Raw genomic sequence first — 24,178 nt, forward strand, 5'->3', positions numbered from 1 at the left:
CAGGCTTCAGCCGCGCTCGCGCCAGATCCGCAGGGATCCCTCGCGCACGGACAGCGCGATCATGCCGTGCGTGTCGGTGCGCGCGATCGACCCGCCCAACACCGTGAGGGCGTCGAGGATCTCCCGCCGCGGATGGCCGTACCGGTTCTCTGCCCCGACGGTCACGAGTGCCACGGCGGGGTCGGCGCGGGCGTAGAGAGCGACGTGCTGGTCGGCGCTGCCGTGGTGCGCGACCTTGACGAGCGCGTACGGCGGATCGAGCTGTCCGGATGCCGCGAGGCCGGTCTGCGCCCCCGCGGAGAGGTCGCCCAGCAGCAGGGTCCGTGGCACGTCTCCCCCGCCGATGTCGAGCACGACGCTCGCATCGTTCCCGTGCGGGAACGCCGGGCTGTGCGCACGCGGCCACAGCACGCGCCATCGCGCCGCGCCGAGCATCCCCTGCATGCCCGCCGTCGCGAAGACGCTGTCGGCACCGTGCTGCGCCAGTCCGGCGAGAAGTCGCTCGTCGTCGGCGGTCGCGGGAGGCCCGTGCAGCACCGCGTCGACGCGTCCGCGCACGGCGGCGACACCGCCGACGTGGTCGAGATCGAAGTGCGTCAGCACGAGCAGATCGATGTGCGAGACGCCGACGCGGGCGAGACAGGCCTCGAGTCGTTCGGGTTCGGGGCCGGTGTCGATGAGCGCGATCGCGGCGCCCGACCGTACGAGCACCGCGTCGCCCTGGCCCACGTCGCACACCAGCACGCGCCAGTCCCCGGGCAGAGTCCAGCTGCCCGCGACGGTGCCCGCCGCGGCGTTTCCCGTCGCGACCCCGATCACGATCGCGACCAGTGCGCCGCATGCCGCCCCCACTGCCCGCCTGCGGCCTCTGCCCGGGCGCAGCCCGATGAGGATGCCCAGCGCCGCGCCCACCGCGCCGAGCAGAACGGCCCCTGCCGGCCCCTCGACCCACGGCAGAAGATCGCCCGGCAGCGCGGTCGCGGTGTGCGCGGTCGCCGCGACCCACGCCGCCGGCAGCCACGCGACAGCCGCCAGCCCCTGCTGCACCCACGGCAGGGGCGCGGCGAGGCACGCTGCGAGCCCGACGACGGTTCCCGCCGGCGCCGCGGGCGCCGCGAGCAGATTGGCGAGCACGCCGTACAGCGGCACGCTCGGCTCGATGAGCACGAGGAGAGGTCCGCACGCCAGCTGGGCCGCGAGCGGCACGGCGAGCATGAGCGCCAGTGCGCGCGGCAGTCGTCGCGCCAGCCCGTCAGCGAGTGGACGTGCGAAGACGAGCAGCGAGCCCGTCGCCGCCGCCGACAGTGCGAAGCCGAGCGAATGCGCGAGCCACGGATCGGCGATCAGCAGGACGGTGGCGGCGAGGCTCAGCACGCTGACGCCCACGCCGGTGCGCCCCAGGAGGAGCCCGACCATCGCGATCGCCGCCATCGTCGCGGCGCGCACGACGCTCGGCTCGGGCGTCACGAGGACCACGAAGCCCGCGAGTGCGCTCAGACCCGCGACGACGCGCGCCGAACGTCGCGCGCCGAGCGCGGCGGCCGCGAAGAAGGCGATCCCCACGACGAGTGCGCAGTTCGCCCCGGACACCGCCGTCAAGTGGGACAGCGCGGAACGCTTCATCGCGGCGTCGAGCTCGACGGACACGGCGGAGGTGTCCCCGACGGACAGCCCGGGAACGAGCCCTGCCCCCGGCTCGGGCAGTCCGGCGACGGCACGCACGAGCCCGTGCCGCAGACCCGCGGACACGGCGAGGATGCCCTGCGGCGGCGTGAGGACCGTCAGCCCCTGCCCGGCCCGCAGCTCGAGCACGGCACGCTCGCCCGCATCGCCGGGTCTCGCGGTTCCGCGGGCCGCCACGACGGCTCCCACATCGAGGTCGTCGCGGTCTCCTTCGATATCGCCGGGAGCGACGCGCACGACGATCTCGCCCGTCACGGAGTGCTCGACGGACCCGATGCGCACGGCGCTCGCCCGGGCATCGAAGGCGAGCGTGCCGTCGACGCGGCGCTCGACCTTGCCGATGACGTTCGCCCGCACCTCGATGAAGCGGCCGCCGTCGACGGCGAGTGTCGCGAGCTCGGCGCGCGCGCCGTGCGCGAGGGCGACATGGGATGCCGCGGCACCACCGGCTGCGAGCGCCACGACGAGCACGACCGCCACGCCTCGGAACGTGTCCCGCCGCCCCGCTCGTGGACGGACGGACAGCACGAGCACGAGGGTCAGCGCCGTCGCCCACAGACCGCCCGCGACCTCGGTCGCCCTGTCGGGGGCGGCGGTCGTGAAGGCCGCCGTCGCCCACGCGACACCGGCGGCGGGAAGCAGCCGCAGGCGCCGTCTGAGCCGACCGTCATCCGCCACGGCCTGACGCTAGTGACGCGCCTCGGGGCCACGGCGGCCACGCCGGTCATCCGTGCAGAAGTGCGGTGACTGCGCGGGTGGGGAGGAGCTGGAGTGTCAGGGGATCGCGTGCTCGTGGATCGTCGAGGTGAACGACTGCCCGTTGAGCTCGAGGTACACATGGCCCTCGGTCACCGAGAGGGTCGCGGTGTTGCGGCGTTCGATCGCCGGCGTGACCGAATCGATGAAGCCCGAATCGAAGCTGCGCACGGGAATCTCGGCCGATCGGTGGATGCGCTTGCCCGACCACGTCGCGATGACCTTCGCGGGATCGCGGTGCGTATATACGACGGTGCGGTCGGCGAGCTTGCTGCCGTGATGCAGTCGCGCCGCGTCGGGCGAGCCGACCTCGATCCATGCCGTCACGCGGTTCGTGAGGTCTCGCACGAGCACCGCCGGCTCGTCCGTCGCCGAGACGCCCTCGCTGAAGGAGATGCCCTCTTCATGCTCGAGGCAGAAGGCGAGCACGCGCGTCATCATGAAGGCGTCGGTCTCGGACGGATGCCGCGCGACACGGAGCATGAGGTCCTCGTAGACTCCGCGGTCGACGTCGGCGAGCTGCACATCGAACGTGTGGATCGTCGCACCGAGGGCCATGAATCCGAGCCTACGCGCTCAGACCGTCACCAGATCGCGCAGCGACTCGAGCATCTTGTCACCGATCCCGGCCACCGCGAGCAGGTCGTCGACACTCGTGAACCGCCCGTGCTGCTCGCGCCACTCGATGATGCGCTGCGCGATGGCCGGCCCGACGCGCGGCAGCGTCTCGAGCGTCGTCGCGTCGGCCACGTTGAGATTGACACGGCCGTCGGTCACCGGTGCGATGTCGGCAGATGCCGGTTCATCCCCTTCTTTCGGGACGACCACCTGTTCGCCGTCGCTGAGTGGACGCGCGAGATTGACGGCGTCGCGCGCCGCTCCGTCGACGAACCCACCCGCTGCCGCGATGGCGTCGACGACCCGGGCGCCGGGGTGCAGCACGTAGAGCCCGGGTGCGACGACGGCCCCCGAAACGTGCGCGTAGAGGTCGGGGGCCCGCTCCCGGGGTGCATCCGTCACCTCATCGAACGCGACGGACTCGACCGGCGCGACGGCACCGCGCACGATGCCGATCCCGACGGTCACGGCGAGCGTCGCGATGACGAGGACGACGGCGGCGCCCACGCCGAGCCGGCGGCGTGTCGCGGGCGGATCCTCGGCCGTGGTCACGCCGCCACGCTAGGGCGGGCGAGGCCGCTCGTGACGACGGGCATTCCGATCCGTGCGCTGCCGCGGGCCGTACCCGCCTGGGGAGGAGCCGGTCAGCGCGTGCTGAAGCTCACGACCTTCGGTGCGCGCACGATCGCGCGCACGATCTCGCGATCGCCGAGCGAGCGCAGCACCCGCTCGTCTCCGCGGGCGAGCGCCTCGAGGTCGTCGCCGGAGATACGCGCGGGCACGTCGAGCGTCGCGCGCACCTTGCCGTCGATCTGCACGATGGCGGTGACGGACTCCTCGACGAGCAGGGCCGGGTCGGCCTGACGCCACGGCACGACGCCGACGAACGAATCGTTGCCGAGCATCTCCCACATCTCTTCGGCCGTGTGCGGCGCGAACAGGTCGAGGATCATGGCCGTCGCCTCGGCGGCCTCCCGCACAGCGGGGTCGGCGGCGCCGGCGCCCGAATCGATCGTCTTGCGCGTCGCGTTGACGAGCTCCATGAGCCGCGCGACGACGACGTTGAACTTCGTCTGCTCGATGAGCCCCGGCGCATCCGACAGCAGCCGGTGGGTGACGCGGCGAAGCGCCGCGTCGCCGTCGGCCCACACGGCATCCGGTGCGCTCGTGACGTCGTGCGCGACGCGCCACGCGCGCGCCAGGAACTTCGCCGCTCCCGTCGTCGAGACGTCGTCCCAGTCCTTGTCGTCTTCGACGGGTCCCGCGAAGGCGAGTGCGACGCGCAAGGCATCGGCGCCGTGCGCCTCGAGCTCGTCCGAGAACAGCACGAGGTTGCCCTTGCTCTTGGACATCTTCGCGCCGCCCAGGATCACCATGCCCTGGTTGATGAGCGACGAGAACGGCTCGGTGAAGTCGACATAGCCGAAGTCGAAGAGCACCTTCGTGATGAACCGGGCGTACAGCAGGTGCAGGATCGCATGCTCGACGCCGCCGATGTAGAAGTCCACCGGTGCCCAGCGGTCCGCCTGGTCGCGCGAGAACGCCTGATCGGGGTCGCCGGGGTTGAGGAAGCGCAGGAAGTACCACGAGCTGTCGACGAACGTGTCCATCGTGTCCGGGTCGCGCAGCGCCGGCTCGCCCGTCACGGGGTCGACGGTCTGCATCCACTCGGTCGCGCCGCCGAGGGGCGACGTCCCCTTCGGGGACAGGTCCAGGCCGTGCGCGTCGGGCAGGACGAGCGGCAGCTGGTCGGCGGGAACCGGCTCGATGCGACCGTCGGCCGTGTGGACCATCGGGATCGGGGTGCCCCAGAAGCGCTGACGCGAGATGAGCCAGTCACGAAGACGGTAGGACTTCGTGGCCCGGCCGAGCCCCTTCGCCTCGAGTTCTTCCGTGACGCGCGCGATGGCGTTGCGCTTGGACATGCCGTCGAGCGAGCCGGAGTTGATGAGGCGGCCCTCACCCGTCAGGGCGACCCCGGTCTGCGCCGGATCCTCGAGGGATGCCGCATCCGTGCCGGGATCGATCGGGACACCCTCGTCATCGAGCTCGATGACCGGGATCGACCCCGTGACGGGGGCCGTCGTGTCGACGACGACGCGCACCGGCAGGTCGAAGGCGCGGGCGAAATCGAGATCGCGCTGGTCGTGCGCGGGCACGGCCATGACCGCGCCGTGACCGTAATCGGCCAGGACGTAGTCCGCGGCCCAGATCGGCAGTCGCTCGCCGTTGATGGGGTTGATCGCGTGGCGCCCGAGGAAGACGCCGGTCTTGGGGCGGTCCGTGCTCTGCCGCTCGATGTCGGTCTGCTTCTGCACCGTGGCGAGGTAGTCCTGGAAGCGCGACTGCACGTCGGCATCGGCGTCGGCGACGAGCTCGGCGGCCAGGTCGCTGTCGGGGGCGACGACGAAGAACGTCGCGCCGTGCAGCGTGTCGGGGCGCGTCGTGAAGACCGTGACGCGCTCGTCGCGCCCCTCGATCTCGAACTCGATGTCGGTGCCCACCGAGCGGCCGATCCAGTTGCGCTGCATCTGCAGCACCTTGTGCGGCCAGAATCCTTCGAGCTGGTTCAGGTCATCGAGCAGGCGGTCGGCGTAGTCGGTGATCTTGAAGTACCACTGCGTCAGCTTCTTCTTGACCACCTCGGCGCCGCAGCGCTCGCACCGGCCGTCGACGACCTGCTCGTTCGCGAGCACGGTCTGGTCGTTGGGGCACCAGTTGACGGGGCTCTGCTTGCGGTACGCGAGGCCCTTCTCGTGCAGCAGCTGGAACAGCCACTGGTTCCAGCGGTAGTAGTCGGGATCGCTCGTGTGCAGCACGCGATTCCAGTCGAACGACACCCCGTAGGCGTGGAACCCGGCCCGCTGCTGCGCGATGTTGGCGTACGTCCACTCACGCGGGTCGGCGCCGCGCTTGATGGCGGCGTTCTCGGCGGGCAGACCGAACGAGTCCCACCCGATGGGGTTGAGCACGTTGTAGCCGCGGTGACGCCACGAGCGGGCGACGATGTCGGAGTAGAGGTAGTTCTCGGCGTGCCCCATGTGCAGATCGCCCGACGGGTAGGGGAACATCGCGAGCACGTACTTGCGCGGCCGGGTGTCCTCTTCACCGCCCGCGCGGAACGGATCCTGCTCTTCCCACCGTGCCTGCCACTTGCGCTGGACGGCGTGCGGGTCGTAGGCGCCGCTGTCGGCCGTGGTGTCGGGGGGCAGGGTATGACTCACGGAGAAACACCAATCATGGGATGCCGGGCGAAGCGCGGGAGCGCCACCCTCCAGATTAGCCGACCCCTGCTTCACCAGCCGTGCGGCAGATGCGCCCCGAGGGCGGCGAGCGGACCGCGGGCTTTGATGCCCACCTCGGCGACCTCGTCGGCGGCATCCGACCGCCACGTGATGCCACCGCCGGCTCCGACGTACGCTCCGCCGGGATGCACGACGACCGACCGGATGACCATCGCGAGGTCGAGGGCCCCGTCGTCGCCGACCCAGCCGAAGGCGCCCGAGAAGACCCCGCGCGGCGCGCCCTCGAGCCCGTGCAGGATCGTCATGGCCGACAGCTTCGGCGCACCGGTCATGCTGCCGGCGGGAAAGGTCGCCGCGAGCAGCTCTCCCACGGTCGAGTCCTCGCGCAGTCGCCCCGACACGGTGCTGACGAGCTGGTGCACGGCGGGGTACGACTCCACCTCGAGGAGACCGTCCACGCCCACCGAACCCGGTTCGCAGACGCGAGACAGGTCGTTTCGCATGAGGTCGACGATCATGACGTTCTCGGCTCGCTCCTTCTCGCTTTCACGAAGCTCGCGTGCGAGAGCCGCGTCGGTGGCGGCGTCGCGGCCGCGGGGGCGCGTGCCCTTGATGGGCCGCGTACGCACGCGGCCCCCGCTCACCTCGAGGAAGCGTTCAGGGCTCGCGCTCGCGAGAGCGTGCCCGCCGGTGAGCACGAGGCCGCCGTGGTGTGCGGGCGTCGCGTCGCGCAGTCGCCGGAACACCATGCCGGGATCGACGGATGCCGCGACATCGAACCGCGTCGTGAGGCAGAGCTGGTAGGCGTCCCCCGCCCGGATCGCATCACGGCAGCGCTGGATCAGGCGCGCGTACTCACGCGGGCTGTGACGGACGCGTGCCGGCCCCAGGTCGGGCGCCGCGGCAGGGGACGGGGCGGGCGCGGCGCCGAGGAGACCCGCGACGAGCGCGTCACGCTCCCCCGCGTGCGAGAACACCCACGCGCGACGCGCGGTGTGATCGAACGCGACGAAGCGACGCACGCGCAGCCACGCCTCGGGCGGAGTCGTGCCGTCATCGGCCGAGACGGGCGCGCCGGCCCGGCCCGCGGCATCCTCGTAGCCGAGCCAGCCGACCCAGCCACCCTGGAGCGGACCGCCCACCGGCGGTTCGGCCGGCCCGCCGCACCGGACCGCACGCACGCGCTCCACGTCCGTCTCACGGTCGCCGACGCCGACCCAGCTCCATCCCGAATCCGCGGTGGGACCGGCGTCGAGCCAGAACACGTCGGTATGGCGCCGCGCGAAGTACGCGAACGCCGTCGACGGGTCCATCCAGCGCGGCAGGGCGACCGGCGGGAGAGACTGCGTCATGTTCCCAGGCTAGGACGATGCGTGCGCTTTAGGCTCGTGGGGTGAACGAGATCCTGACGTGGCTGCTGGACACTGTTCAGAGCGTGGATCCCGTCGTGCGTGCCGTCATCGCCGGCATCGCGATCATGCTCGAGACGAGCGTGCTGGTGGGCCTCGTGGTCCCCGGGGACACCATCGTGATCGTCGCCGGCACCGCGGTGGGTGGTTTCGCCGAGGGCGCCATCCTCGTCGTCGTCGTCGTGATCGGAGCGCTCATCGGCGAGAGCATCGGGTTCTGGCTCGGGCGGCTGCTGGGACCGAAGATCCGCGACTCGCGCGTGGGCCGGTGGATCGGCCGGGACAACTGGGATCGTTCCGAGCGCTATCTACAGCGCCGCGGCGGTCCGGCGATCTTCCTTTCGCGCTTCCTCCCCGTCCTGCACTCGCTCGTGCCGCTCACCGTCGGCATGAGCGAGTACTCGTATCGCCGCTTCCTCGCCTGGACGACCCCCGCCTGCATCATCTGGTCGACCGCCTACATCTCGGTCTCGGCCGCCGCCGCCGGAGGCTACCGGGCACTCGCGGACCAGCTGCACTTCGCCGCATACATCTTCGTCGGCGTCATCGTGCTCTTCCTGCTCGCCGTCGTGCTCGTCAAGAGGATCATCGTGCGCTCCGAACGACGCCACCTGACGCCGTCGGTCGACAGCGACGGCGACGCCGAGCCGTCCAGGATCGACACGGACGACGTGAAAGACTGAGGGGATGCCCGAGAACTCCGAGGCCCCGGCGCCCACGAAGGTGCTGTGGCTGGCCCGACTCGAGCACCGTCTGCACACGTGGCGCGAACGCCGTGTGCGCGCACGCGGCCTCACGCCGACCGTCACGCCGTTCCCCGGGTACGGCGGCGTCGGCTGGATCCGCGTGCTCGGTCGGGTCCTCATCGTCCCCCCCGTCAAGCCGCGCAACCCCGGCGAGTACGCCGGTGTGCGGGGATGGCGCAGCTTCGCCGCCGTGCCCGTGGGCTACGCGCAGGTGAGCGTCACGATCGCCGGTGTGACCCACGAGGTCGTCGCCGATCGCGGCGGAGTCATCGACACCCGGCTGCCCGCGACGCTCGAGCCGGGATGGCAGACCTTCACGATGTCGGTCGAGGGCAGCGAGCCCATCGAGACGCGCGTGTTCATCGTGGGACCCGACGTGCGCTTCGGCGTCGTCTCCGACGTCGACGACACCGTCATGGTGACGGCGCTGCCGCGCCCCCTGGTGGCGGCGTGGAACTCGTTCGTCGTCAACGAGCACGCCCGCCAGCCGGTTCCCGGCATGGCGGTGCTGCTGGAGCGGGTCGTGCGCGATCACCCCGGCGCGCCGGTCGTGTACCTGTCGACGGGGGCATGGAACATCGCACCGACCCTGATCCGGTTCCTGCGGCGCCATGTCTTCCCGCCCGGGGCGATGCTGCTCACCGACTGGGGCCCCACGCACGACCGGTGGTTCCGCAGCGGCAGGGCGCACAAAGAGACGAACCTGCGCCGGCTCGCGCAGGAGTTCCCCCAGGTGCGGTGGCTCCTCATCGGCGATGACGGCCAGCACGACGATGACCTGTATACGACGTTCACGAGCGAGCACCCCGGCAACGTCGTCGCTGTCGCCATCCGGAGGCTCACCCCCGCGGAAGCGGTTCTCGCGGGCGGTCGCACCGCCGTCAACGACCACTCCGCGGCGGGGATCCCCTGGGTCGCCGACAACGACGGCGCGGGACTGCTCGAGAGACTCGAAGAAGTCGGCGTCATCGATGTCTGCCCCCCGACGTAGGCTGGCGCCATGTGCGGACGATTCGTCGTGGCCAGTGCCGGCTCGGAGCTCGTGGGCGTCCTGCGCGTCGACGTCGCGGGAGATGACCTGCCGCCGCCGTCCTACAACATCGCTCCGACGAGCACGGTCGGGATCGTGCTGGACTCCAGCAAGACCGACCCGCCGACGCGCCGGCTCGAGCCCGCCCGCTGGGGACTCGTGCCGGGGTGGGCGAAGGATCCGAAGATCGGCTCCCGCGCGTTCAACGCACGTGCCGAAGAGCTCGAAGACAAACCCATGTTCCGCACGGCGCTGCAGCGACGACGAGCCGTCGTCCCGGCATCCGGCTATTTCGAGTGGAAGAGCGCCGACGGCGCGAAGGTCCCGCACTACATCCACCCCGCCGACGGTTCGCCGCTCTTCTTCGCGGGTCTGTACGAGTGGTGGAAGGACCCCGCGAAGGCCGACGACGACCCGAGCCGGTGGCTCCTGAGCTTCACGATCCTGACGCGCGACTCGATCGGGCGGCTCGGGTCGATCCACGACCGCATGCCGCTGTTCGTCGACGCCGACCACGCCGACGCCTGGCTCGACACCGACACCGACAACGTCCGCGATGTGCTCGACGCCGCGATCGACGCCGCACCGGCCGTCGCAGAGACGCTCGACGACCACGTCGTGTCGACCGCTGTGGGCAACGTGCGCAACGACTCCCCCGCGCTCATCGAGCCGGTCGACGAGGCTTCCTGAGCCGCGGCGCCTATCCTCGAACGGTGTCCACGCTCGCCGCATCCCGCACCGTCCTCGACGTCGACGCGTGGCGTGCGGCCCAGACGCGGCACGAAGAGCGCGCCGATGCGCTGACGGCGGCGCACCGGCAGCGCGCGCGCCGCGGTGAGCGGCATCCCGTCGAGGACTTCCTCTTCACGTACTACTCGTACAAGCCGGCCGTGCTGCGGCGGTGGCACCCCGGAGCGGGGATCGAGCTGGCGGATGCCGCTGCTGAGCCGCGCGCGACGTGGCGCTGGTACGCTGCGGGCGGCGACCCGGGATCGCTGACGGTCGATTCGGCCGCGTTCCGCGCCGACCGGGGGTCGCTCCTGGCCGGCATCGCCGCGATTCTCGGCGCGACCGCGGCTCGCCCCGCGGGCTTCGGCTGCTTCGGACTGCACGAGTGGGCGATGGTCTACCGCCAGGGCGAGCACCGCCACCCCGAACCTCTGCGGCTCGGGCAGGCCGAGACCGACGCCGTCGTCGAGGCGGCCGAGCTGCGGTGCACGCACGCCGACGCGTTCCGCTTCTTCACGCCCGCGGCGGTACCGCTCAACCGCGAGCAGCCGACGCGCGCGACGCAGGCTGCCCTCGAGCAGCCCGGCTGCCTGCACGCCGGCATGGACCTCTACAAGTGGGCCGTGAAGCTGGGGCCGCTCGTGCCCGGTGATCTGCTGCTCGACGCGTTCGAGCTCGCCCGAGACATCCGCACGCTCGACATGCGGGCTTCACCGTACGACCTCGCGGCGTGGGGGTATTCGCCCGTTCCGATCGAAACGGCGGAGGGCAAGGCGACGTACGTGCGTGCGCAGCGTGCGTTCGCCGCGCGCGGGCAGGCACTGCGTGCCCGCCTGCTCGACGTCGTCGAGCCCGGCTGATCACTCGGCCGGCGCGCACTCCGTGCACGGCAGCAGGCCCCGCCCGTCTGCCGCGAGCTGCAAACGCAGCTCGAGCACGCGGGCGGCAGCGTCGTCCAGCCGCGAGGCGGGCAGCGCCCCCGACTCCACCGCCGCCACGATGCCGTCGATGATGAGGGTCGCCGAATCGGCCGTCGAGAACATGACGGCGAGCACCATGTCGTTCCCGGCGGCGAGAGCAGCCACCGCGTTCGCGACGGGATCGGCGTAGGCGGGGTCTCCCGAGGCCTGCAGCATCCCGAGGTCGTCGGTGACGATGACGCCGTCGAACCCGAGATCCTCGCGGGCGATGCGATGCCACTCGGGCGACAGGGTCGCCGGTGCAGCGTCGACGGCCGTGTAGGCGAGGTGGCCGAACATGAGCAGCTCGGCGCCCGTGTCGATTCCCGCGGCGAACGGCTCCCCCGCCGTCGCGCGCCACAGGTCGGCGGGCATGTCGGTCGAGGGGATGCCGGCGTGCGAATCGCCGGGCGCCGCCCCGTGCCCCGGGAAGTGCTTGAGCGTGGAGAGCACGGTGCCGTGCTCGCCCTCGACCGCCGCGGCGACGCGCTCCGCGCCCGCGGCAGGCGTCGTGCCGAGCGCCCGTCGGTGGATGAACATCCCCGGATCGCTCGTGACATCGGCGACGATCCCGAAGTTGACGGCGACGCCCGCACGCTGCACGAGTGCGGCGCGGCCCGCGAAGGCGTCCCGCGCCTCGTCGACGGGACGGTCCTTAAGCACGATGGCCGAGGCGAAGTCATCCCACGGCAGGCGTGTGACGTCTCCGCCCTCCTGATCGATCGCGAGCAGGGGCGGCAGCGCCGGATCGACGGTCATCGCCGCCGTCAGACTCTGCAGCTCGGCCTCGGTGGCCGGAATGTTCGAGCCCATCAGGATGAAGCCGCCGACGCCCGTCGACGCGACGTACGCGCTCACCGCCGTGGCATCCGTCGTCGGGATATGTCCCATCACGACCGTCGCGGCCCGCTCACGCAGCGACAGCGAATCCCTCAGGGCAGCCGCACGCGCCGCGCCGTCTTCCGGCGTCGCGGCGCGTACGACGACCAGCGGCTCCTCAGCGCCCGTGTCTGCCACGGCCGGAGCAGACGGCGCCACGAGTGCACCGAGGCACAGCAGCGCGGCCAGAAGCGGGCGATGGCGAGTCATCCGGACAGCATAAGCGCGCCGGCTCATCCGCCCAGGCGGCCTCTATCTCTCGACCAGCGTGAGACGCAGCAGCCGATCGTCGCCGGCGTCGGGCTGACCGCGGCCGTCGGTGTTGTTCGTGAGCACCCACAGGGTGCCGTCGGGCGCGGCGACGACGTCGCGCAGGCGGCCCTGGCCGGTCAGTGCGACGCCCGTCTCGCCCGTCGTCGCATCGTGGAAGAGCAGCCGCGCGCCGCGCAGTCCCGCGATGAACACCGTCTCGCCGACGACGGCGATGCCACTCGGACTCGCGTCGGCGGTGGCCCAGACGGCGACCGGGGCGATGAACTCCGCGTCGGTGCTGTCGCCCTCGACGAGTGGCCACCCGTAATTGCCTCCGGGTTCGATGCGGTTGAGTTCGTCCCAGGTGTTCTGACCGAACTCGCTCGCCCACATCGTGCCGTCCGGGGCCCACGCGATGCCCTGCACGTTGCGGTGCCCGGAAGACCAGACGACCGAGTCGAACGGATTGCCGGGCGCGGCCCGTCCGTCCGGCGTCACCCGCAGGATCTTGCCGCCGAGATAGTCCGGGTCCTGGGCGCCGTCGCCGTACTGCGCGTCACCCGTCGTGACGTAGAGGTAACCGTCCGGGCCGAAGGCCAGGCGTCCCCCGTTGTGCGTCGTCGCGCGCGGGATGCCGCTGAGGATCACCTCGCCCGCGCCGAGCTCGAGTGCTCCTTCGGGGCCGAGCAGTGGCATCCGGATCACGCGGTTGTCGGCGTCGGTGCCGTGGTAGGCGTACAGCCACGTCGCGTCGTCGGCCTCGAGCAGGGCGAGCCCGTGGAGGCCGGATTCGACGTCGGCGACGACCCCCGGCACCTGTCCCGCCTCGCGCAGATCGCCCGTCGGCGTGAGCTCGAGGATCGTGCCCGAATCGCGTTCCGAGATGAGAGCGCCGCCCCCGGGGAGCGGCGCGACGGACCAGGGCGCCGAAAGGCCCTCCGTGAGCGTTTCGGGTTCATCGGCAACGCGCCAGGCCCCGGCCGGCGCCATCGTTGCCTCCGGAGTCGGCGTGTCCGCAGGGGCGGATGTCGGACGCGGCGAGGGGCTGTCGGCGGTGCACCCGGATGCGGCCAGAGCCAGCGCGATCACCGCGACGAGCACGGCGGATCGGCGGTGAGGCATATGTCCAGGCTCATGCAGACGCGCCGCCGACGCAAGGTCCGGAAACACGAACGGGTGGTGCGGGCGGACTCGCCGCCGCGCACCACCCGTCCGATGGCTCAGATGAGCGTCAGCGTCAGAACGCCCGAGTACGTGCCGACCCGGGTCGAGCCCGGCACGCCGAGCACGAGGTCAGCACCGCACGTGAACGAACCCGCGCTGTGTCCTGCGGCGGAGGCGCAGAGCGTCGCCGAGTCGCCGATGCCGGTTCCCGGAGCAGCCGGTGCACCCGGGGTGACGACCGAGTTCTGCGAGCCGTCGGTGGGCAGGTCGCTGTCCGCCGCACGCGCGTTCGGGGTCCATCCGAGGTTCTCACCCAGGATGCTGCCGGTTCCGCTCGTGAAGTCGGACATCTGCGCCGTCAGGTCCCAGCCCGCGGCGGTGCCGCGCGCATCGAGGACGTCGACGGGGTGCAGCGCGCCGGTCGTGGTCTGGTCGATACCCGTGAGGGCGACCGACTCGAGCACGACGGGCTCGTCACTGGTGACGGTGAGCGAGAGCGTGCCCTGCTCGACCTCGGTCGTGATGACCTGGTGGTCGGTGCCGGGTCCGCTGGCGCCGAGGCGGGCGAGCAGCTCCTGCGCACCGCCGACGACCGGCAGCGTGAGCGACGAACCCGAGGGGTCGACGGTCAGCTTCGTGCCGGGCGCGGGGCGCACGGTGAACTCGTTGTCCGACGACGTCACGACGACGCCGATCTTCGATCCGGCCGGGAACACGTAGTCGTGCGGCTCGAACGCGAAGGTGAACTGGTTGAACTCACCGGGCACGATCGCGTCGGTGCGCGCAGCGGACTCGCGGTTCTGCACGTCCATCCAACCGCGCGTGATGATCTTCGGTGCACCGTTCGCCGGGTACTCCACGAGAGCGGCGGAGAGGTTCGCCTTCTCGCGGTCCACCGCCATGTCGAGCGACACGCGGGGCGTGCCCGAGAAACGGACCGAGTCCGTCAGAGCGTTCGTCTGGTAGACGAGGCGGTTCGGCGACTCAGCGGCTGCAGCCAGCGCCTGCGTGCGCAGCGATGCGTCGTCGATGATCGTCTCGGTGACGGCGTCGCGCTCCGTGCCGAAGGCCAGCGTTCCCACACCGTTCGCGACATCGGCCGCGTGGAAGTTCAGCGTCACGTCGGCCGCAGCCACGTCGGGCCAGTTGGCGTACGGCGTGTTGACGCGATCCTCGCGCTGCACGGTCGCCTTCGGCATGCTCTCGACGCCGTTCTCGTGCTTGAACAGATAGCGGGTGAACCAGCGGTTCACGATGTCCGCGGGCAGGGTGCTGGTGTGACCACCCTGGTGCAGGTAGATCTGGTGCGGCGTGCTGGTCTTCTTGAGCGCCGTGTACAGGTCGGACGCGTTCGTCATCATGACGTTGCGGTCGTTCAGACCGTGCGTCACGAGCGTCGCCGCCTTGATCTTGTCGACGTCGTTCAGGTAGTTCCGCTCGTCCCAGAAGCCGTTGTAGTCACCCGTGACGCGGTCCTGCTCGGCGCGGATCTGGTCGATGACGGGCTGGCAGGTGGCCTGGTCGGGACGCGTGTGCACGTAGTCGGCGAGCACGTCGGCGTCTTCACCCTGGTAGCCGCCGGGCGCGCGCACGGCGCCGTCCGAGCGGTAGTACTCGTACCAGTTCGAGATCGCCGCGATCGGGACGATCGCGTCGAGGCCCTCGACGCCGGTCGTGGCGACGGCGGTCGGGAGCGTTCCGTTGTACGAGGTGCCCATCATGCCGACGCTGCCGGTGGTCCAGTCAGCGGTGACCTGCTGCGAGCGGTCCATGCTCGTGTAGCCCTTCGCCCGGCCGTTCAGCCAGTCGACGACGGCCTTGCCGGCGAGCGTCTCGTTGACACCGCCCGTCGTGGGGCAGCCTTCCGAGAAGCCGGAGCCCATGCCCTCGGCGTGCACGACGGCGAAGCCGCGCGGAACCCAGGTCGCCTCGTGGCTCGAGGAGATCTTCGGGCTGGTGCGGGGTTCCCGCGGCGCGGGGAAGCCCGGCTTCGAGGTCGGAGGAGCGCCGAGCTCGTGGTCGACGGACCAGTTCTCGACGGCGCCGCCGCCGGCGTAGTACGGGCTGATCTCGAAGACGACGGGAACCTTGAGGCCATTGGCGGTCTCGGGAACGCGCGTCACGTCGATGTGGATGAGGTCGAGCTTGCCGTCTCCGTCGGAGTCGATCTCGCTCTCGACCCACGCTTCTTCGCGGATCCAGGCGTTGCGGTCGGTCGTGAAGACCGCCTGTGCCATCCCGTCGACGAACGTGGGCGTCGTCGCGGTGTCGGCGTTCGCGGGGTTGGCCGCCAACACCAGGCTGCAGGCGACCGCGGGAACCGCGATCCCTACGGCCAGAGCGCGACGTCGCGCGGTGGCCTTGGTGGAATGTTGCATGTTACTGCTTCTCCTTTTCATCGGGTGAGAGGCGGGTGTGCTCGCGTCAGCTGGAGCGAGCAGGTTCATCGGACTCGGGGAGGTCGCGCTCGAGCGCGACCTCCGTCGGACCGGCGGCGGTGCCGCTCGGCTCGGTCACGGATTCGCGCGCAGCGGATGCCGCCGTGGCTTCGGCTGCGGCCGCTTCTGCCGCAGCGAGGCGCTGGCGCAGACGACGGCCGCGCAGCCAGACGAGCACGATGATCGCGATGACGATCACGAGCGCGACGATGAGCAGCCACGGCACGGCCCAGGCCATCCCGGTCGCCGAATGCTCGCCATCGACGTCGGCTGCCGCGCCGGACATCATGGGCTCGAGGGTGACCGTCGCGAAGAGCAGGAGTGCGGGCGGCACATCCTCCAGCTCGGCGCTGAGGGTCACGGTCGCGCCCGGCAGAATCTCGGGCACCTCGATCTCGTGGACCGCATCGAGCGACAGCCCGAAGGGGCCGGTGATCTCGATCGTGGCAGGGCCCCCCACGCGCATGTTGCCGTCGTTGGTCACGTCGAACGAGACCGTCGCCGGGCCCGACGCGAAGATGGGCGACGCCGAGTAGGCGATCGAGACGTTCGACACGTCCACCGCCGGAAGCTGATCGCCCGGGACGTTGACGTAGACGCGTGCGCCGACGCGGCGATCGACCGCGACCTGCTGCTCGCCGTCGCCGCCGCCGGCGAGTTCGACGACCGACGCGACGATCCCGCCCGCGTGATCTCCGGGCGATGCCGTGGGTGACACCGTCAGGCGGAAGGGCACGTCGATGCGCGTCCCCGGCTCGACGGTGAAGACGCCGTCGCCGTTGAACCCGACCCAGGTGCCGACATCGGTCGAGGGGGTGTCCGCGGGCGGCAGCGTGAAGGCGCCGTCGGCCGTCATGGCGGCATCCATCGCGTAGACCCGCAGGTTGAGGGGTGTCGTCCCCAGGTTCGAGACGCCGATGTAGTCGGTCACCGTCTCGCCCGGAGCGAGCGTGTAGACGAAGGCGTCGCGTCCGTCCGGCCCCTCGGCGGACGAGGGCTGCACGGCCCAAGTCGTGACGTCGTCTGCCGCGGTGGCGGCCGGCGCTGACACGGCCGCAAAGCCTAGGCCGAGCACGAGCGTACTGACGATCGCCCCGAGCCGGGCGGCGACGTTTCTCACGTGGGTACTCCTGCATCCGCTGGCGCGCGCGACAACGGCGCCCAGTCTTCGGTAATGGTAGGTGGTGACGGTCTCGACCTCATCATGCGGCCGTCCGAAGATGACCCTACTCCGCGCGACAAATGTCGCCCCAGACCGCGAGACCGCATCGGGGCGCCGAAACCGTGGGTAGACCCCGCAGTCTCGACCCGCGGTTGCAGTCTCGCGGGAGATGGGTCAGAGCGGCGAGGACTCCAGCCGCAGAAGCAGCAGCGACGCGTGCAGGTTGAGCCGCTGCGCGCCGTCCTGCAGGTCGGTGCGCAGCACCTTCTCGATGCGGGCGAGCCGATGGTAGAGCGAGCTGCGATGCAGGTTCAGTCTCGCGGCGGCCTCTTGGACCTGGCCGCCCGTCGTGAGGTAGCAGTCCAGGGTTTCCAGCAGCACGGCGCCGTCGCGCTGCGTGCGCAGTTCGTCGAGGCGGGGCTGCAGTCCCTCGGCGCGCAGACCGTTCTGCGCGCTCGTGTGCAGCACCCGGTAGATCCCGAGCTTCGGCCACGCGAGCACCCGCTCCTGCAACCCGAACGCCGCTCCGAGCTCGATGGCGTGCCGCGCTTCGCGGTAGCTCGCGCGCGCGTGCACGAGCGTCTCGACGGGCGTGCCCGTGCCGACGACGACCTGACCCGCTCCGGGAACATCCGGCAGGCGCGATTCGGCGATCGTGAGGAATCTCTCGGCGGCTTCCTGGACGGCGTCGTCGTCGGCCCCGGCCCCTCCGGTCAAAATGACGATCCCCTGCTGCCCGATCGATCCGTGCAGCCCCGCGCCGCCGACCGCGCGAAGCGCGCCGAGCGCGGAGGCACGCAGTTCTCTGCGCAGCGCCTCGGAGGGTTCCGCCTTGCGCTCGGTTCCCTGCAGCGCCAGCACGAGGACGCGCACGCTCCCCTGATTCCAGGTGTGCCCACGGCCGACGATCTCGCGGGCCGTGCGGGTGCGCATCTTCGTCGAGCCGGTGAGCAGCCGCATCGAGCGGTCCGCCCGCTCTGCAGAGCCGTCCTGCATCGCCGTCTCCGCCTGCCGCCACGCGCGACCGATGCGAGTCGCGAATTCGGATGCCACGGACACCTGGTCCGCCGTCAGCTGGTCGGGCGCCTCGATGAACCACAAGTGCCCGAGACGTTCGCCGTCGGAGCGCACCGGCACGAGCAGTCTCGGCAGCATCTCCAGGTCACCGTTCGCGGGCACGTGCACGGCGCGATCGGTCTTGAAGGCCCCAACGCGACGCAGCCAATCGCTGACGTCGGAGCCTGCTTGCTGTCGCAGGATCGTCGCTTCGCGTACCGGGTCGATCCGGTCATCCTGCGGGCTGAAGGCGATCATGCGCTGGCGCGTGTCTTCGAGCACCGCCGGACGCCTGAGCACGTGCGCGACTTGGTTGACGAGGTCGGGAACGATCATGTGGACTCCGCTCGGGTCGGGCAGGGAGTGCCGTTGCTGGTGAGGTCGCATCCACGCGACCACATGAGCACATTCTCATGTCCTGGCGGGAAAGTGCAACTGCCGTCAGCGAGCGACGATGGTCACCGTCGCCAGACGCTGCAGAACCTCGTGGCTGATCGAGCCGAGCAGGAAGCGGCGCAGGGCGCCTCTGCCGCGGGAACCGACGACGGCGATCTGCGCATCGGCGGCCAGGTCGTTGATGACGTCGGAGGGGAAACCCTGTGCCACGCGCGCGTCGATCTCGAGTCCCGGGTACTGCCCGCGCAGACCCGCGAGCGCGAGGGCGAGTCGTTCGCGCGCGAGCTGCTCCATGCTCACGCGGTACTCCTCGGGCAGCACCATGAGGGCGTTGCGCGGCGACGCGAGGGGCGTCCAAGCGCAGACGGCGATGAGCGGCTCGCCCAGCCGGTCGGCCTCTGCAGCCGCGAATGCGACGGCTGACTCGGAGACGGGCGACCCGTCGATGCCGACCACGACGCCGCGCCGCTCTGCGGGATCGATGTCGGGCACGACCGCGACGGGGCACGCGGATCCTGCGACGACACGGATTCCGTGCACGCCGCGTGCGGGTCCGTCACCCGGACCGCGGTAGTCGCTGCCGATCACGAGCAGATCGGCCCCTGCCGTCGCCTCGACGAGGGTCGCAACGGGATCGCCGACCTCGATGCGGGTCGAGACATCGACACCGGATGCCGCCACCCGCGCCTTTTCAGCCTCGAGCAGTTCGCGGGTCGCGGCAGTGGCCGCGTCGAGCACAGCGCCCTCGCCCACTGCGCCGACGGCACCGCCGACGACGCCGAGGAGCTCGACACGCTGCTGACGCGCTGCCGCCCGGGCGACCCCCCAATCGACGGCTCGTCGAGCGGCCGGAGCCCCCGTGACACCCACCACGATCGTGCTGCTCATGTCGTCTCCTTCGCGTGCGCTTCAGTCCTCACTGTAGCGGCGCGATACTGCCGTAAACGACGAAGGCACCCCGTTCGGGGTGCCTTCATTTCGGTGGAAGCAATGGAGCGTTGCGGGAACAGGCGACCTCGGGTCGAGAGGCTGGTTTCCGCGTGGAATCAAGGGGTTTGCGCGGATGCAGAGTCCGACGGCGAGGCCGACGACCCGTTGATCGGCGTGTCGGCGGAACCAAAGAAACGACCTCGAACACGCCTGACCGACGAGGAAGTGGACGCTATGCGAACAGCCCGCGCACAGGGCATCAGCGTGAAGGCCGTGGCTCGTCAGTTCGGGGTGCACCGGGGCACGGTGTGGGCGAAGACGCGGTGATGAACCCGACGGCGACGCGGGAGTTGAACTGACCTCGACCCCCTCGCGCCGCGAATCTGGGCCGAGCGTTCTGCCGCATAAAATCAACGATCTACGACATGTGACCTGTGGATAACTCCGCCGCGATACCTTGACCTACAGGTTGCTTAGCACTTTCGTTAGCACTTTTGCAACGCTCTTTACTGTAGGGGCCGATAGCGTCGCCGCCCATCGCAGCGCCGATACCCATAGGTGATAAGGGTCTGTCCTTAGTTCACGATCGGTAGCCCGGTCGCCTGAGCTGCTTGTTCGAGGGATCCGAGGTTGGTGAGGTTCGTGAACCCGGCCTGTTCCATGAGCGCGATCGCCTGGCCGGATCGGTTGCCTGAGCGGCAGTAGACGAGGTATTCGGCGTCTGGGTCGAGGCTCGGGATCGCGGCGGCGAGGTCGCCGCCGTTGAAGTCGAGCAGCTTGGCTCCATCGAGGTGCCCTGCTGAGTGCTCTGCGGCGGTGCGGACGTCGAGCAGGATCGTGGCATCACCGACTTCGACCGGGTTCGCACCGCCAGCCGAGTTCGGCGCGGATGAGCAGGCTGCCAAGCCGAGCAGGAGCGCGACAGCGGAGAGGGAGATAGTGATTGAACGGAGCATGGCGGGTGGCCCTTTCAGCTTGATTATGGTCTGGTGGTGACGGATGGTTCAGGGGTCGGGTGTCCGACTGGCGCAGACCAGGGCGCAGCAAAGTGGGTGCTGGAACCCGTATCGCAAGTGTCGCCCGGACAGTACTTGGGCGGTTGCTTGCTGAAACGGCTCTGTAGGGCGCAGCCGACGCAGATGCCGAACGCGGTCTCGAGGAAGAGCAGAGTGAGACAGGAGCCGCAGAGCGCGAGGGGGATCCAGAGCGGTGCCGCGAACAGGCCCATGCTCGCGCAGGCGACGAGGGCGAGGCCGAAGCCCAGCCACCATGCGAGCTCCTTCTGCGGTGCGCCGACCCATTCCGGGCGCTGCCCTTTCACCGCAAGGCGGCCGAGCATCAGCGTGGGCGACCAGCGGTCACCTGCGGTCACACGCAAAAGCATGTCGATCATGAAGAACATGCCGAAGGGCTGCAGCGGCTGTGCCGAGCCGGTGAAGAACGCCGTCGCGAATGCGGCCCCGCCCAGCAGGAACATGATTCCCGCGGCCGCGCGCACAGCCCGCTCGTCGATGACGGGGATCGCGTGCCCGGGAACGACTCGGCCGATGCGCGAGGCTCGGGTTTCGGCGCTTGAGGCGTCAGCGATCATTGGAGGCGTCTTCCGTTTCAGGCTGAGGTGAACAAGGACAGGAACGCAGGGGCTTCTTGGACGAGCACGAAGGCTCCCATTACGAGCACGAACACGCCGAACCCTTTACGGAGCGCGCGTCCGGGGATGCGCCCGGCCAGGGCGACGCCCGCGAACGACCCCGCGACGGCGGTCGCCGTGAAAGCGAGCACGATCGGCCAGTGCAGCTGCACCGAGAACAGGTAGCCGCCGAGTCCCGCGAACGACTTCATCGCGATCACGAGCAACGAGGTGCCCACCGCGATCGCCATGGGCAGGCCGCCGAGCAGGTTGAGTGCGGGGACGATGAGGAAGCCACCACCCGCACCGACGAGGCCCGTGGCGATGCCGACGAGCAGCCCGTCGATGAGGATGCGCAGGATCGGCCTCGGGTGATCCGCAGCGCGCGCCGCGCCGCCGCGATCCTTGCGACCGCGGATCATGGCGGTCGCGGTGACGATCATCATGATGGCGAACAGGATCATAAGCGCCACCCCGGGGATGAACCCGCCGAGCAGGCCGCCCGCGAACGCGCCGGCCATGCCCGCGATACCGAACAGGGCCCCGGTCTTCCAGCGCACACGTCCCGATCTGGCGTGGCCGATCATGCCGACCGCGCTGGTCGCGCCGACGATGAAGAGAGACGCGGCGATCGCCTCGCGCGGTTCCATCCCCAGCACATATGCGAGGATCGGGACGGTGAGGATCGATCCGCCGCCGCCCAGGAGCCCGAGGGACACGCCGACCAGCGCCGCCAGAGCGAGCGCGATGACGATCAGATGGGGTTCCACTCGGACTCCTGAGTGCGCCGGTCAGGCGGTGACGGGCTGGTTGCCGGGGCGCGCTGCCCAGGCCGCGTAGCTACCGTCGAGTTCGGCGATGTCATACCCCTGACGGCGCAGCGCGCTGGCGGCGACGCTATTGCGTACACCGCTCTGGCAGTAGGTGACGATCGTGCCGGCCTCGGGCTCGGGCAGCAGGTCGAGGTTCCAGAGCACGCGACCGCCGGAGAGCTGCTTGGCATCTGGCAGGTGGCCCTCAGCGTACTCGGTGCGGTTGCGCACATCGAGCAGCATCACCCCGTCAAAGCCGTCGAGAGCCTCCGGCTGCACGAGCTTCGGCTTGACGAGTTCGAGGCCGTCGAGTGAGGTGATGTAGCCGCGTACCGTGTCGATGCCGACCCGCATCAGGTGGTCGCGCATCTGCTGCGCCTCTTCGAGCGAGCCGGCGAGGAGCACGAGCGGGCGATCCTCGATCTGCGGATCATAGACCCACGCGCCGTAGCTCGCGGCCCTCGCGACGCCCGGGATGTTCAGGGAGCGCTCCACGGTACCTTCGTGCACCTTACTGTTGTGGCGGGTGTCCACGAAGATCACGAAGTCGGCATCGAGCGCCGACCGGAGTTCGTTTGCCGTGTATTCAACGAGTTCGGGCATGTCGCCGATCACGGCTGGGCCGATCTTGTTCTCGATCTTCATGCGGCCGAAGTAGGCGTGAGCATCCGGTTGACCGCTGAGCAGTTCATCGACGAAGCCCTGTTCGTCGTCGTTCTTCAGATACTGGCTCCACCAGGAGAAGTTTCGCTCGTAGCCGACGGTCGACGCAGGGATCGCGCCGAGCGCTTTGCCGCACGCCGAACCGGAGCCGTGCGCCGGCAGCACCTGCACATAGTCGGGCAAGGTGAGGAAGCGGTCGCGCAGGCTTGCGAAGAGATCCCTCGCGCCCCGGAAGCGGGTGTCGACGAACCCGGCGGCCTCGTCGAGCAGGTCGGGGCGACCGAGGTCGCCGACGAACACGAAGTCGCCGGTGAGCATGAAACCCGGCTCGCTCGCCTGCGCCCCGTCGGTGATGAGGAACGACAGGTGCTCAGGCGTGTGCCCGGGCGTGTGCGAGGCCTCGACGGTGATGTTGCCGAGCCGGATGCGGTGGCCGTGCTTCATGCGCACGGCACTGTCGAAGTCGGGGCCGTACGTCCAGTCTGGCCCGCCCTCGTCGGAGACGTGCATCCGGGCGCCGGTTCTCGCAGCGAGTTCGCGGGTGCCCGACAGGTAGTCGGCGTGGATGTGCGTCTCGGTGACGGCGACGATTCGCATGCCGTTCTTCTCGGCCAGGTCGAGGTAGACATCGATGTCGCGGCGGGGATCGATGACGATGGCCTCGCCCTTCGCCTGACAGCCGATGAAATAGCTCGCCTGTGCGAGATCCTCGTCATAGATGCGTTCGAGCAGCATGATCAGTTCTTTCTCGAGTGATGTAGTGATTCAGGAGTCAGTTGCAGGTGCAGCGGTCGGCCTCGGGTACGCAGTAGAGGGCATCCTCGATGTGCTCGCCGCAGCCGGTCCAGGTGGGCCTGCCGCAGGCAGAGCAGGTGATTCGTGCGCACATAATGAGGGTCCTTTCTGACGATGTGCTGGATGGATGAGTGGATCTCAGCCGGTTTCAGGAGGCGGGCTGCGTGCCGCGCTCGGCGATCTGCCGACGCACGTCGTCCATATCGAGGTCACGGGCGCCCTGGATGAGCTGGTCGAGCTGCGCAGGAGGGAGAACCCCAGGCTGGGCGTAGACCGGGATCCCGTCGCGGAACACCATGAGAGTCGGGATCGAGCTGATGCGGAAGCTCGCTGCGAGCTGCTGCTCGGCCTCGGTGTCAACCTTGCCGAACACAATGTCTGGATGCTGCTCGAAGGTGAGGGCAAACGCCCGGCACGGCCCGCACCACGCCGCCCAGAAATCGACGAACACGATGCCATCACCGTTCACGGCACCCTCGAAGGTGTCCAGCGTCAGATTCCTCGTAGCCATTGCCTGTTCCGTTCCTTCTCTGCGGTTTAGCGGCCGAACAGGCGGGAGAAGAACCCGCCCCGGTTTGCCTTCGCGGCATCGATTTGCGCCTGAGTGTGCTTGCCGTTGCACCAGTCCGATGCGGGCACGCCCGCCTTCACCATCGCGACATGCTGCCCACATCCCGCCCAGGTCGTCTTCCTGCATGTACGACAGGTCACCGCTCGACACATCACGCTCTCCTTAGTTCTATATACCCCAGGGGGTATCCTGTGGAATAGGATAACTATACCCAGGGGGGTATCATGTTGGTCAAGTCAGGTCGTTTCAACACAG

At 69.9% G+C, this 24,178-nt stretch carries 21 protein-coding genes; 4 read left to right on the plus strand and 17 right to left on the minus strand.

Annotated elements, in window-relative coordinates; translation table 11 throughout:
* Positions 1-6 precede the first annotated feature (6 nt).
* The 5 genes from ACFC3F_RS09740 to pabB form a co-directional block, all read right to left on the minus strand.
* Positions 7-2,361 carry a ComEC/Rec2 family competence protein gene (locus ACFC3F_RS09740; RefSeq protein WP_376128912.1) on the minus strand — a complete coding sequence of 785 codons (2,355 nt, stop codon included), beginning with the start codon at positions 2,359-2,361 and terminating at the stop codon, positions 7-9.
* A gap of 96 nt (positions 2,362-2,457) precedes the next feature.
* Positions 2,458-2,997, minus strand: a complete 540-nt coding sequence (locus ACFC3F_RS09745; RefSeq protein WP_376128913.1) for a YaeQ family protein — start codon at positions 2,995-2,997, stop codon at positions 2,458-2,460.
* Between the two features lie 18 nt (positions 2,998-3,015).
* Positions 3,016-3,609: a helix-hairpin-helix domain-containing protein gene (locus tag ACFC3F_RS09750; protein ID WP_376128915.1), complete on the minus strand. Its 594-nt coding sequence runs from the start codon at positions 3,607-3,609 to the stop codon at positions 3,016-3,018.
* Between the two features lie 92 nt (positions 3,610-3,701).
* The gene (gene leuS / locus ACFC3F_RS09755; protein WP_376128917.1) at positions 3,702-6,281 is read right to left on the minus strand and encodes a leucine--tRNA ligase; all 2,580 of its coding nucleotides are present in this window, start codon (positions 6,279-6,281) and stop codon (positions 3,702-3,704) included.
* A gap of 71 nt (positions 6,282-6,352) precedes the next feature.
* Entirely contained in the window at positions 6,353-7,654 is a 1,302-nt protein-coding gene (pabB, locus tag ACFC3F_RS09760; protein ID WP_376128919.1) for an aminodeoxychorismate synthase component I, read from the minus strand.
* A gap of 41 nt (positions 7,655-7,695) precedes the next feature.
* Here pabB and ACFC3F_RS09765 point away from each other — a divergent pair, with 41 nt between their 5' ends.
* From ACFC3F_RS09765 to ACFC3F_RS09780, 4 genes are read left to right on the plus strand one after another with little or no spacing between them, the layout of a single operon-like run.
* Positions 7,696-8,394: a DedA family protein gene (locus tag ACFC3F_RS09765; protein ID WP_376128921.1), complete on the plus strand. Its 699-nt coding sequence runs from the start codon at positions 7,696-7,698 to the stop codon at positions 8,392-8,394.
* A 4-nt stretch (positions 8,395-8,398) separates the two neighbouring features.
* Positions 8,399-9,448 carry an App1 family protein gene (locus tag ACFC3F_RS09770; protein WP_376128923.1) on the plus strand — a complete coding sequence of 350 codons (1,050 nt, stop codon included), beginning with the start codon at positions 8,399-8,401 and terminating at the stop codon, positions 9,446-9,448.
* 9 nt (positions 9,449-9,457) lie between these two features.
* Positions 9,458-10,177, plus strand: a complete 720-nt coding sequence (locus ACFC3F_RS09775; RefSeq protein WP_376128924.1) for an SOS response-associated peptidase — start codon at positions 9,458-9,460, stop codon at positions 10,175-10,177.
* A gap of 23 nt (positions 10,178-10,200) precedes the next feature.
* Positions 10,201-11,076: a 3-methyladenine DNA glycosylase gene (locus ACFC3F_RS09780; protein WP_376128926.1), complete on the plus strand. Its 876-nt coding sequence runs from the start codon at positions 10,201-10,203 to the stop codon at positions 11,074-11,076.
* On the opposite strand, the gene ACFC3F_RS09785 is transcribed toward ACFC3F_RS09780, so the two are convergent.
* The 12 genes from ACFC3F_RS09785 to ACFC3F_RS09840 form a co-directional block, all read right to left on the minus strand.
* Complete coding sequence (locus ACFC3F_RS09785) at positions 11,077-12,264, minus strand: glycoside hydrolase family 3 N-terminal domain-containing protein (RefSeq protein WP_376128928.1); 1,188 nt, start codon at positions 12,262-12,264, stop codon at positions 11,077-11,079. It abuts the gene before it with no gap.
* A 42-nt stretch (positions 12,265-12,306) separates the two neighbouring features.
* Complete coding sequence (locus ACFC3F_RS09790; RefSeq protein WP_376128930.1) at positions 12,307-13,428, minus strand: PQQ-dependent sugar dehydrogenase; 1,122 nt, start codon at positions 13,426-13,428, stop codon at positions 12,307-12,309.
* Between the two features lie 98 nt (positions 13,429-13,526).
* Positions 13,527-15,848, minus strand: coding sequence for a Xaa-Pro dipeptidyl-peptidase (locus ACFC3F_RS09795; protein WP_376128932.1), 2,322 nt, complete (start codon positions 15,846-15,848; stop codon positions 13,527-13,529).
* A gap of 46 nt (positions 15,849-15,894) precedes the next feature.
* A complete protein-coding gene (locus ACFC3F_RS09800) occupies positions 15,895-17,028 on the minus strand; it encodes a hypothetical protein (protein WP_376128934.1) in 1,134 nt (377 codons plus the stop codon).
* Between the two features lie 216 nt (positions 17,029-17,244).
* The gene (locus ACFC3F_RS09805; protein WP_376128936.1) at positions 17,245-18,462 is read right to left on the minus strand and encodes a PucR family transcriptional regulator; all 1,218 of its coding nucleotides are present in this window, start codon (positions 18,460-18,462) and stop codon (positions 17,245-17,247) included.
* Between the two features lie 105 nt (positions 18,463-18,567).
* Positions 18,568-19,410 (minus strand): universal stress protein, encoded by an 843-nt coding sequence (locus ACFC3F_RS09810; RefSeq protein ID WP_376128938.1) that lies wholly within the window; start codon positions 19,408-19,410, stop codon positions 18,568-18,570.
* A gap of 617 nt (positions 19,411-20,027) precedes the next feature.
* The gene (locus ACFC3F_RS09815; RefSeq protein WP_206475464.1) at positions 20,028-20,408 is read right to left on the minus strand and encodes a rhodanese-like domain-containing protein; all 381 of its coding nucleotides are present in this window, start codon (positions 20,406-20,408) and stop codon (positions 20,028-20,030) included.
* A 23-nt stretch (positions 20,409-20,431) separates the two neighbouring features.
* Positions 20,432-21,043, minus strand: a complete 612-nt coding sequence (locus ACFC3F_RS09820) for a DUF4395 domain-containing protein (RefSeq protein ID WP_376128940.1) — start codon at positions 21,041-21,043, stop codon at positions 20,432-20,434.
* A gap of 17 nt (positions 21,044-21,060) precedes the next feature.
* Positions 21,061-21,852 (minus strand): sulfite exporter TauE/SafE family protein, encoded by a 792-nt coding sequence (locus ACFC3F_RS09825; RefSeq protein ID WP_206475466.1) that lies wholly within the window; start codon positions 21,850-21,852, stop codon positions 21,061-21,063.
* 21 nt (positions 21,853-21,873) lie between these two features.
* Entirely contained in the window at positions 21,874-23,292 is a 1,419-nt protein-coding gene (locus tag ACFC3F_RS09830) for an MBL fold metallo-hydrolase (protein ID WP_376128942.1), read from the minus strand.
* 208 nt (positions 23,293-23,500) lie between these two features.
* Positions 23,501-23,863, minus strand: a complete 363-nt coding sequence (locus tag ACFC3F_RS09835; RefSeq protein WP_376128943.1) for a thioredoxin family protein — start codon at positions 23,861-23,863, stop codon at positions 23,501-23,503.
* Positions 23,864-23,889: 26 nt separating this feature from the next.
* Positions 23,890-24,075 (minus strand): hypothetical protein, encoded by a 186-nt coding sequence (locus ACFC3F_RS09840; protein ID WP_206475469.1) that lies wholly within the window; start codon positions 24,073-24,075, stop codon positions 23,890-23,892.
* Between the last annotated feature and the right edge of the window lie 103 nt (positions 24,076-24,178).

Origin of the sequence: Microbacterium sp. NPDC055910, assembly GCF_042271185.1 — a bacterium.
GTDB lineage: Bacteria > Actinomycetota > Actinomycetes > Actinomycetales > Microbacteriaceae > Microbacterium.

What these genes read in the sequence shown, in the direction of transcription:
- ACFC3F_RS09840 (WP_206475469.1), bottom strand. Translation starts at nt 24,075, where the DNA reads ATGTGTCGAGCGGTGACCTGTCGTACATGCAGGAAGACGACCTGGGCG.
- ACFC3F_RS09770 (WP_376128923.1), top strand. Translation starts at nt 8,399, where the DNA reads ATGCCCGAGAACTCCGAGGCCCCGGCGCCCACGAAGGTGCTGTGGCTG.
- ACFC3F_RS09830 (WP_376128942.1), bottom strand. Translation starts at nt 23,292, where the DNA reads ATGCTGCTCGAACGCATCTATGACGAGGATCTCGCACAGGCGAGCTAT.
- ACFC3F_RS09820 (WP_376128940.1), bottom strand. Translation starts at nt 21,043, where the DNA reads ATGATCGCTGACGCCTCAAGCGCCGAAACCCGAGCCTCGCGCATCGGC.
- ACFC3F_RS09795 (WP_376128932.1), bottom strand. Translation starts at nt 15,848, where the DNA reads ATGCAACATTCCACCAAGGCCACCGCGCGACGTCGCGCTCTGGCCGTA.
- ACFC3F_RS09790 (WP_376128930.1), bottom strand. Translation starts at nt 13,428, where the DNA reads ATGCCTCACCGCCGATCCGCCGTGCTCGTCGCGGTGATCGCGCTGGCT.
- ACFC3F_RS09775 (WP_376128924.1), top strand. Translation starts at nt 9,458, where the DNA reads ATGTGCGGACGATTCGTCGTGGCCAGTGCCGGCTCGGAGCTCGTGGGC.
- ACFC3F_RS09745 (WP_376128913.1), bottom strand. Translation starts at nt 2,997, where the DNA reads ATGGCCCTCGGTGCGACGATCCACACGTTCGATGTGCAGCTCGCCGAC.
- ACFC3F_RS09785 (WP_376128928.1), bottom strand. Translation starts at nt 12,264, where the DNA reads ATGACTCGCCATCGCCCGCTTCTGGCCGCGCTGCTGTGCCTCGGTGCA.
- pabB (WP_376128919.1), bottom strand. Translation starts at nt 7,654, where the DNA reads ATGACGCAGTCTCTCCCGCCGGTCGCCCTGCCGCGCTGGATGGACCCG.
- ACFC3F_RS09805 (WP_376128936.1), bottom strand. Translation starts at nt 18,462, where the DNA reads ATGATCGTTCCCGACCTCGTCAACCAAGTCGCGCACGTGCTCAGGCGT.
- ACFC3F_RS09835 (WP_376128943.1), bottom strand. Translation starts at nt 23,863, where the DNA reads ATGGCTACGAGGAATCTGACGCTGGACACCTTCGAGGGTGCCGTGAAC.
- ACFC3F_RS09810 (WP_376128938.1), bottom strand. Translation starts at nt 19,410, where the DNA reads ATGAGCAGCACGATCGTGGTGGGTGTCACGGGGGCTCCGGCCGCTCGA.
- ACFC3F_RS09815 (WP_206475464.1), bottom strand. Translation starts at nt 20,408, where the DNA reads ATGCTCCGTTCAATCACTATCTCCCTCTCCGCTGTCGCGCTCCTGCTC.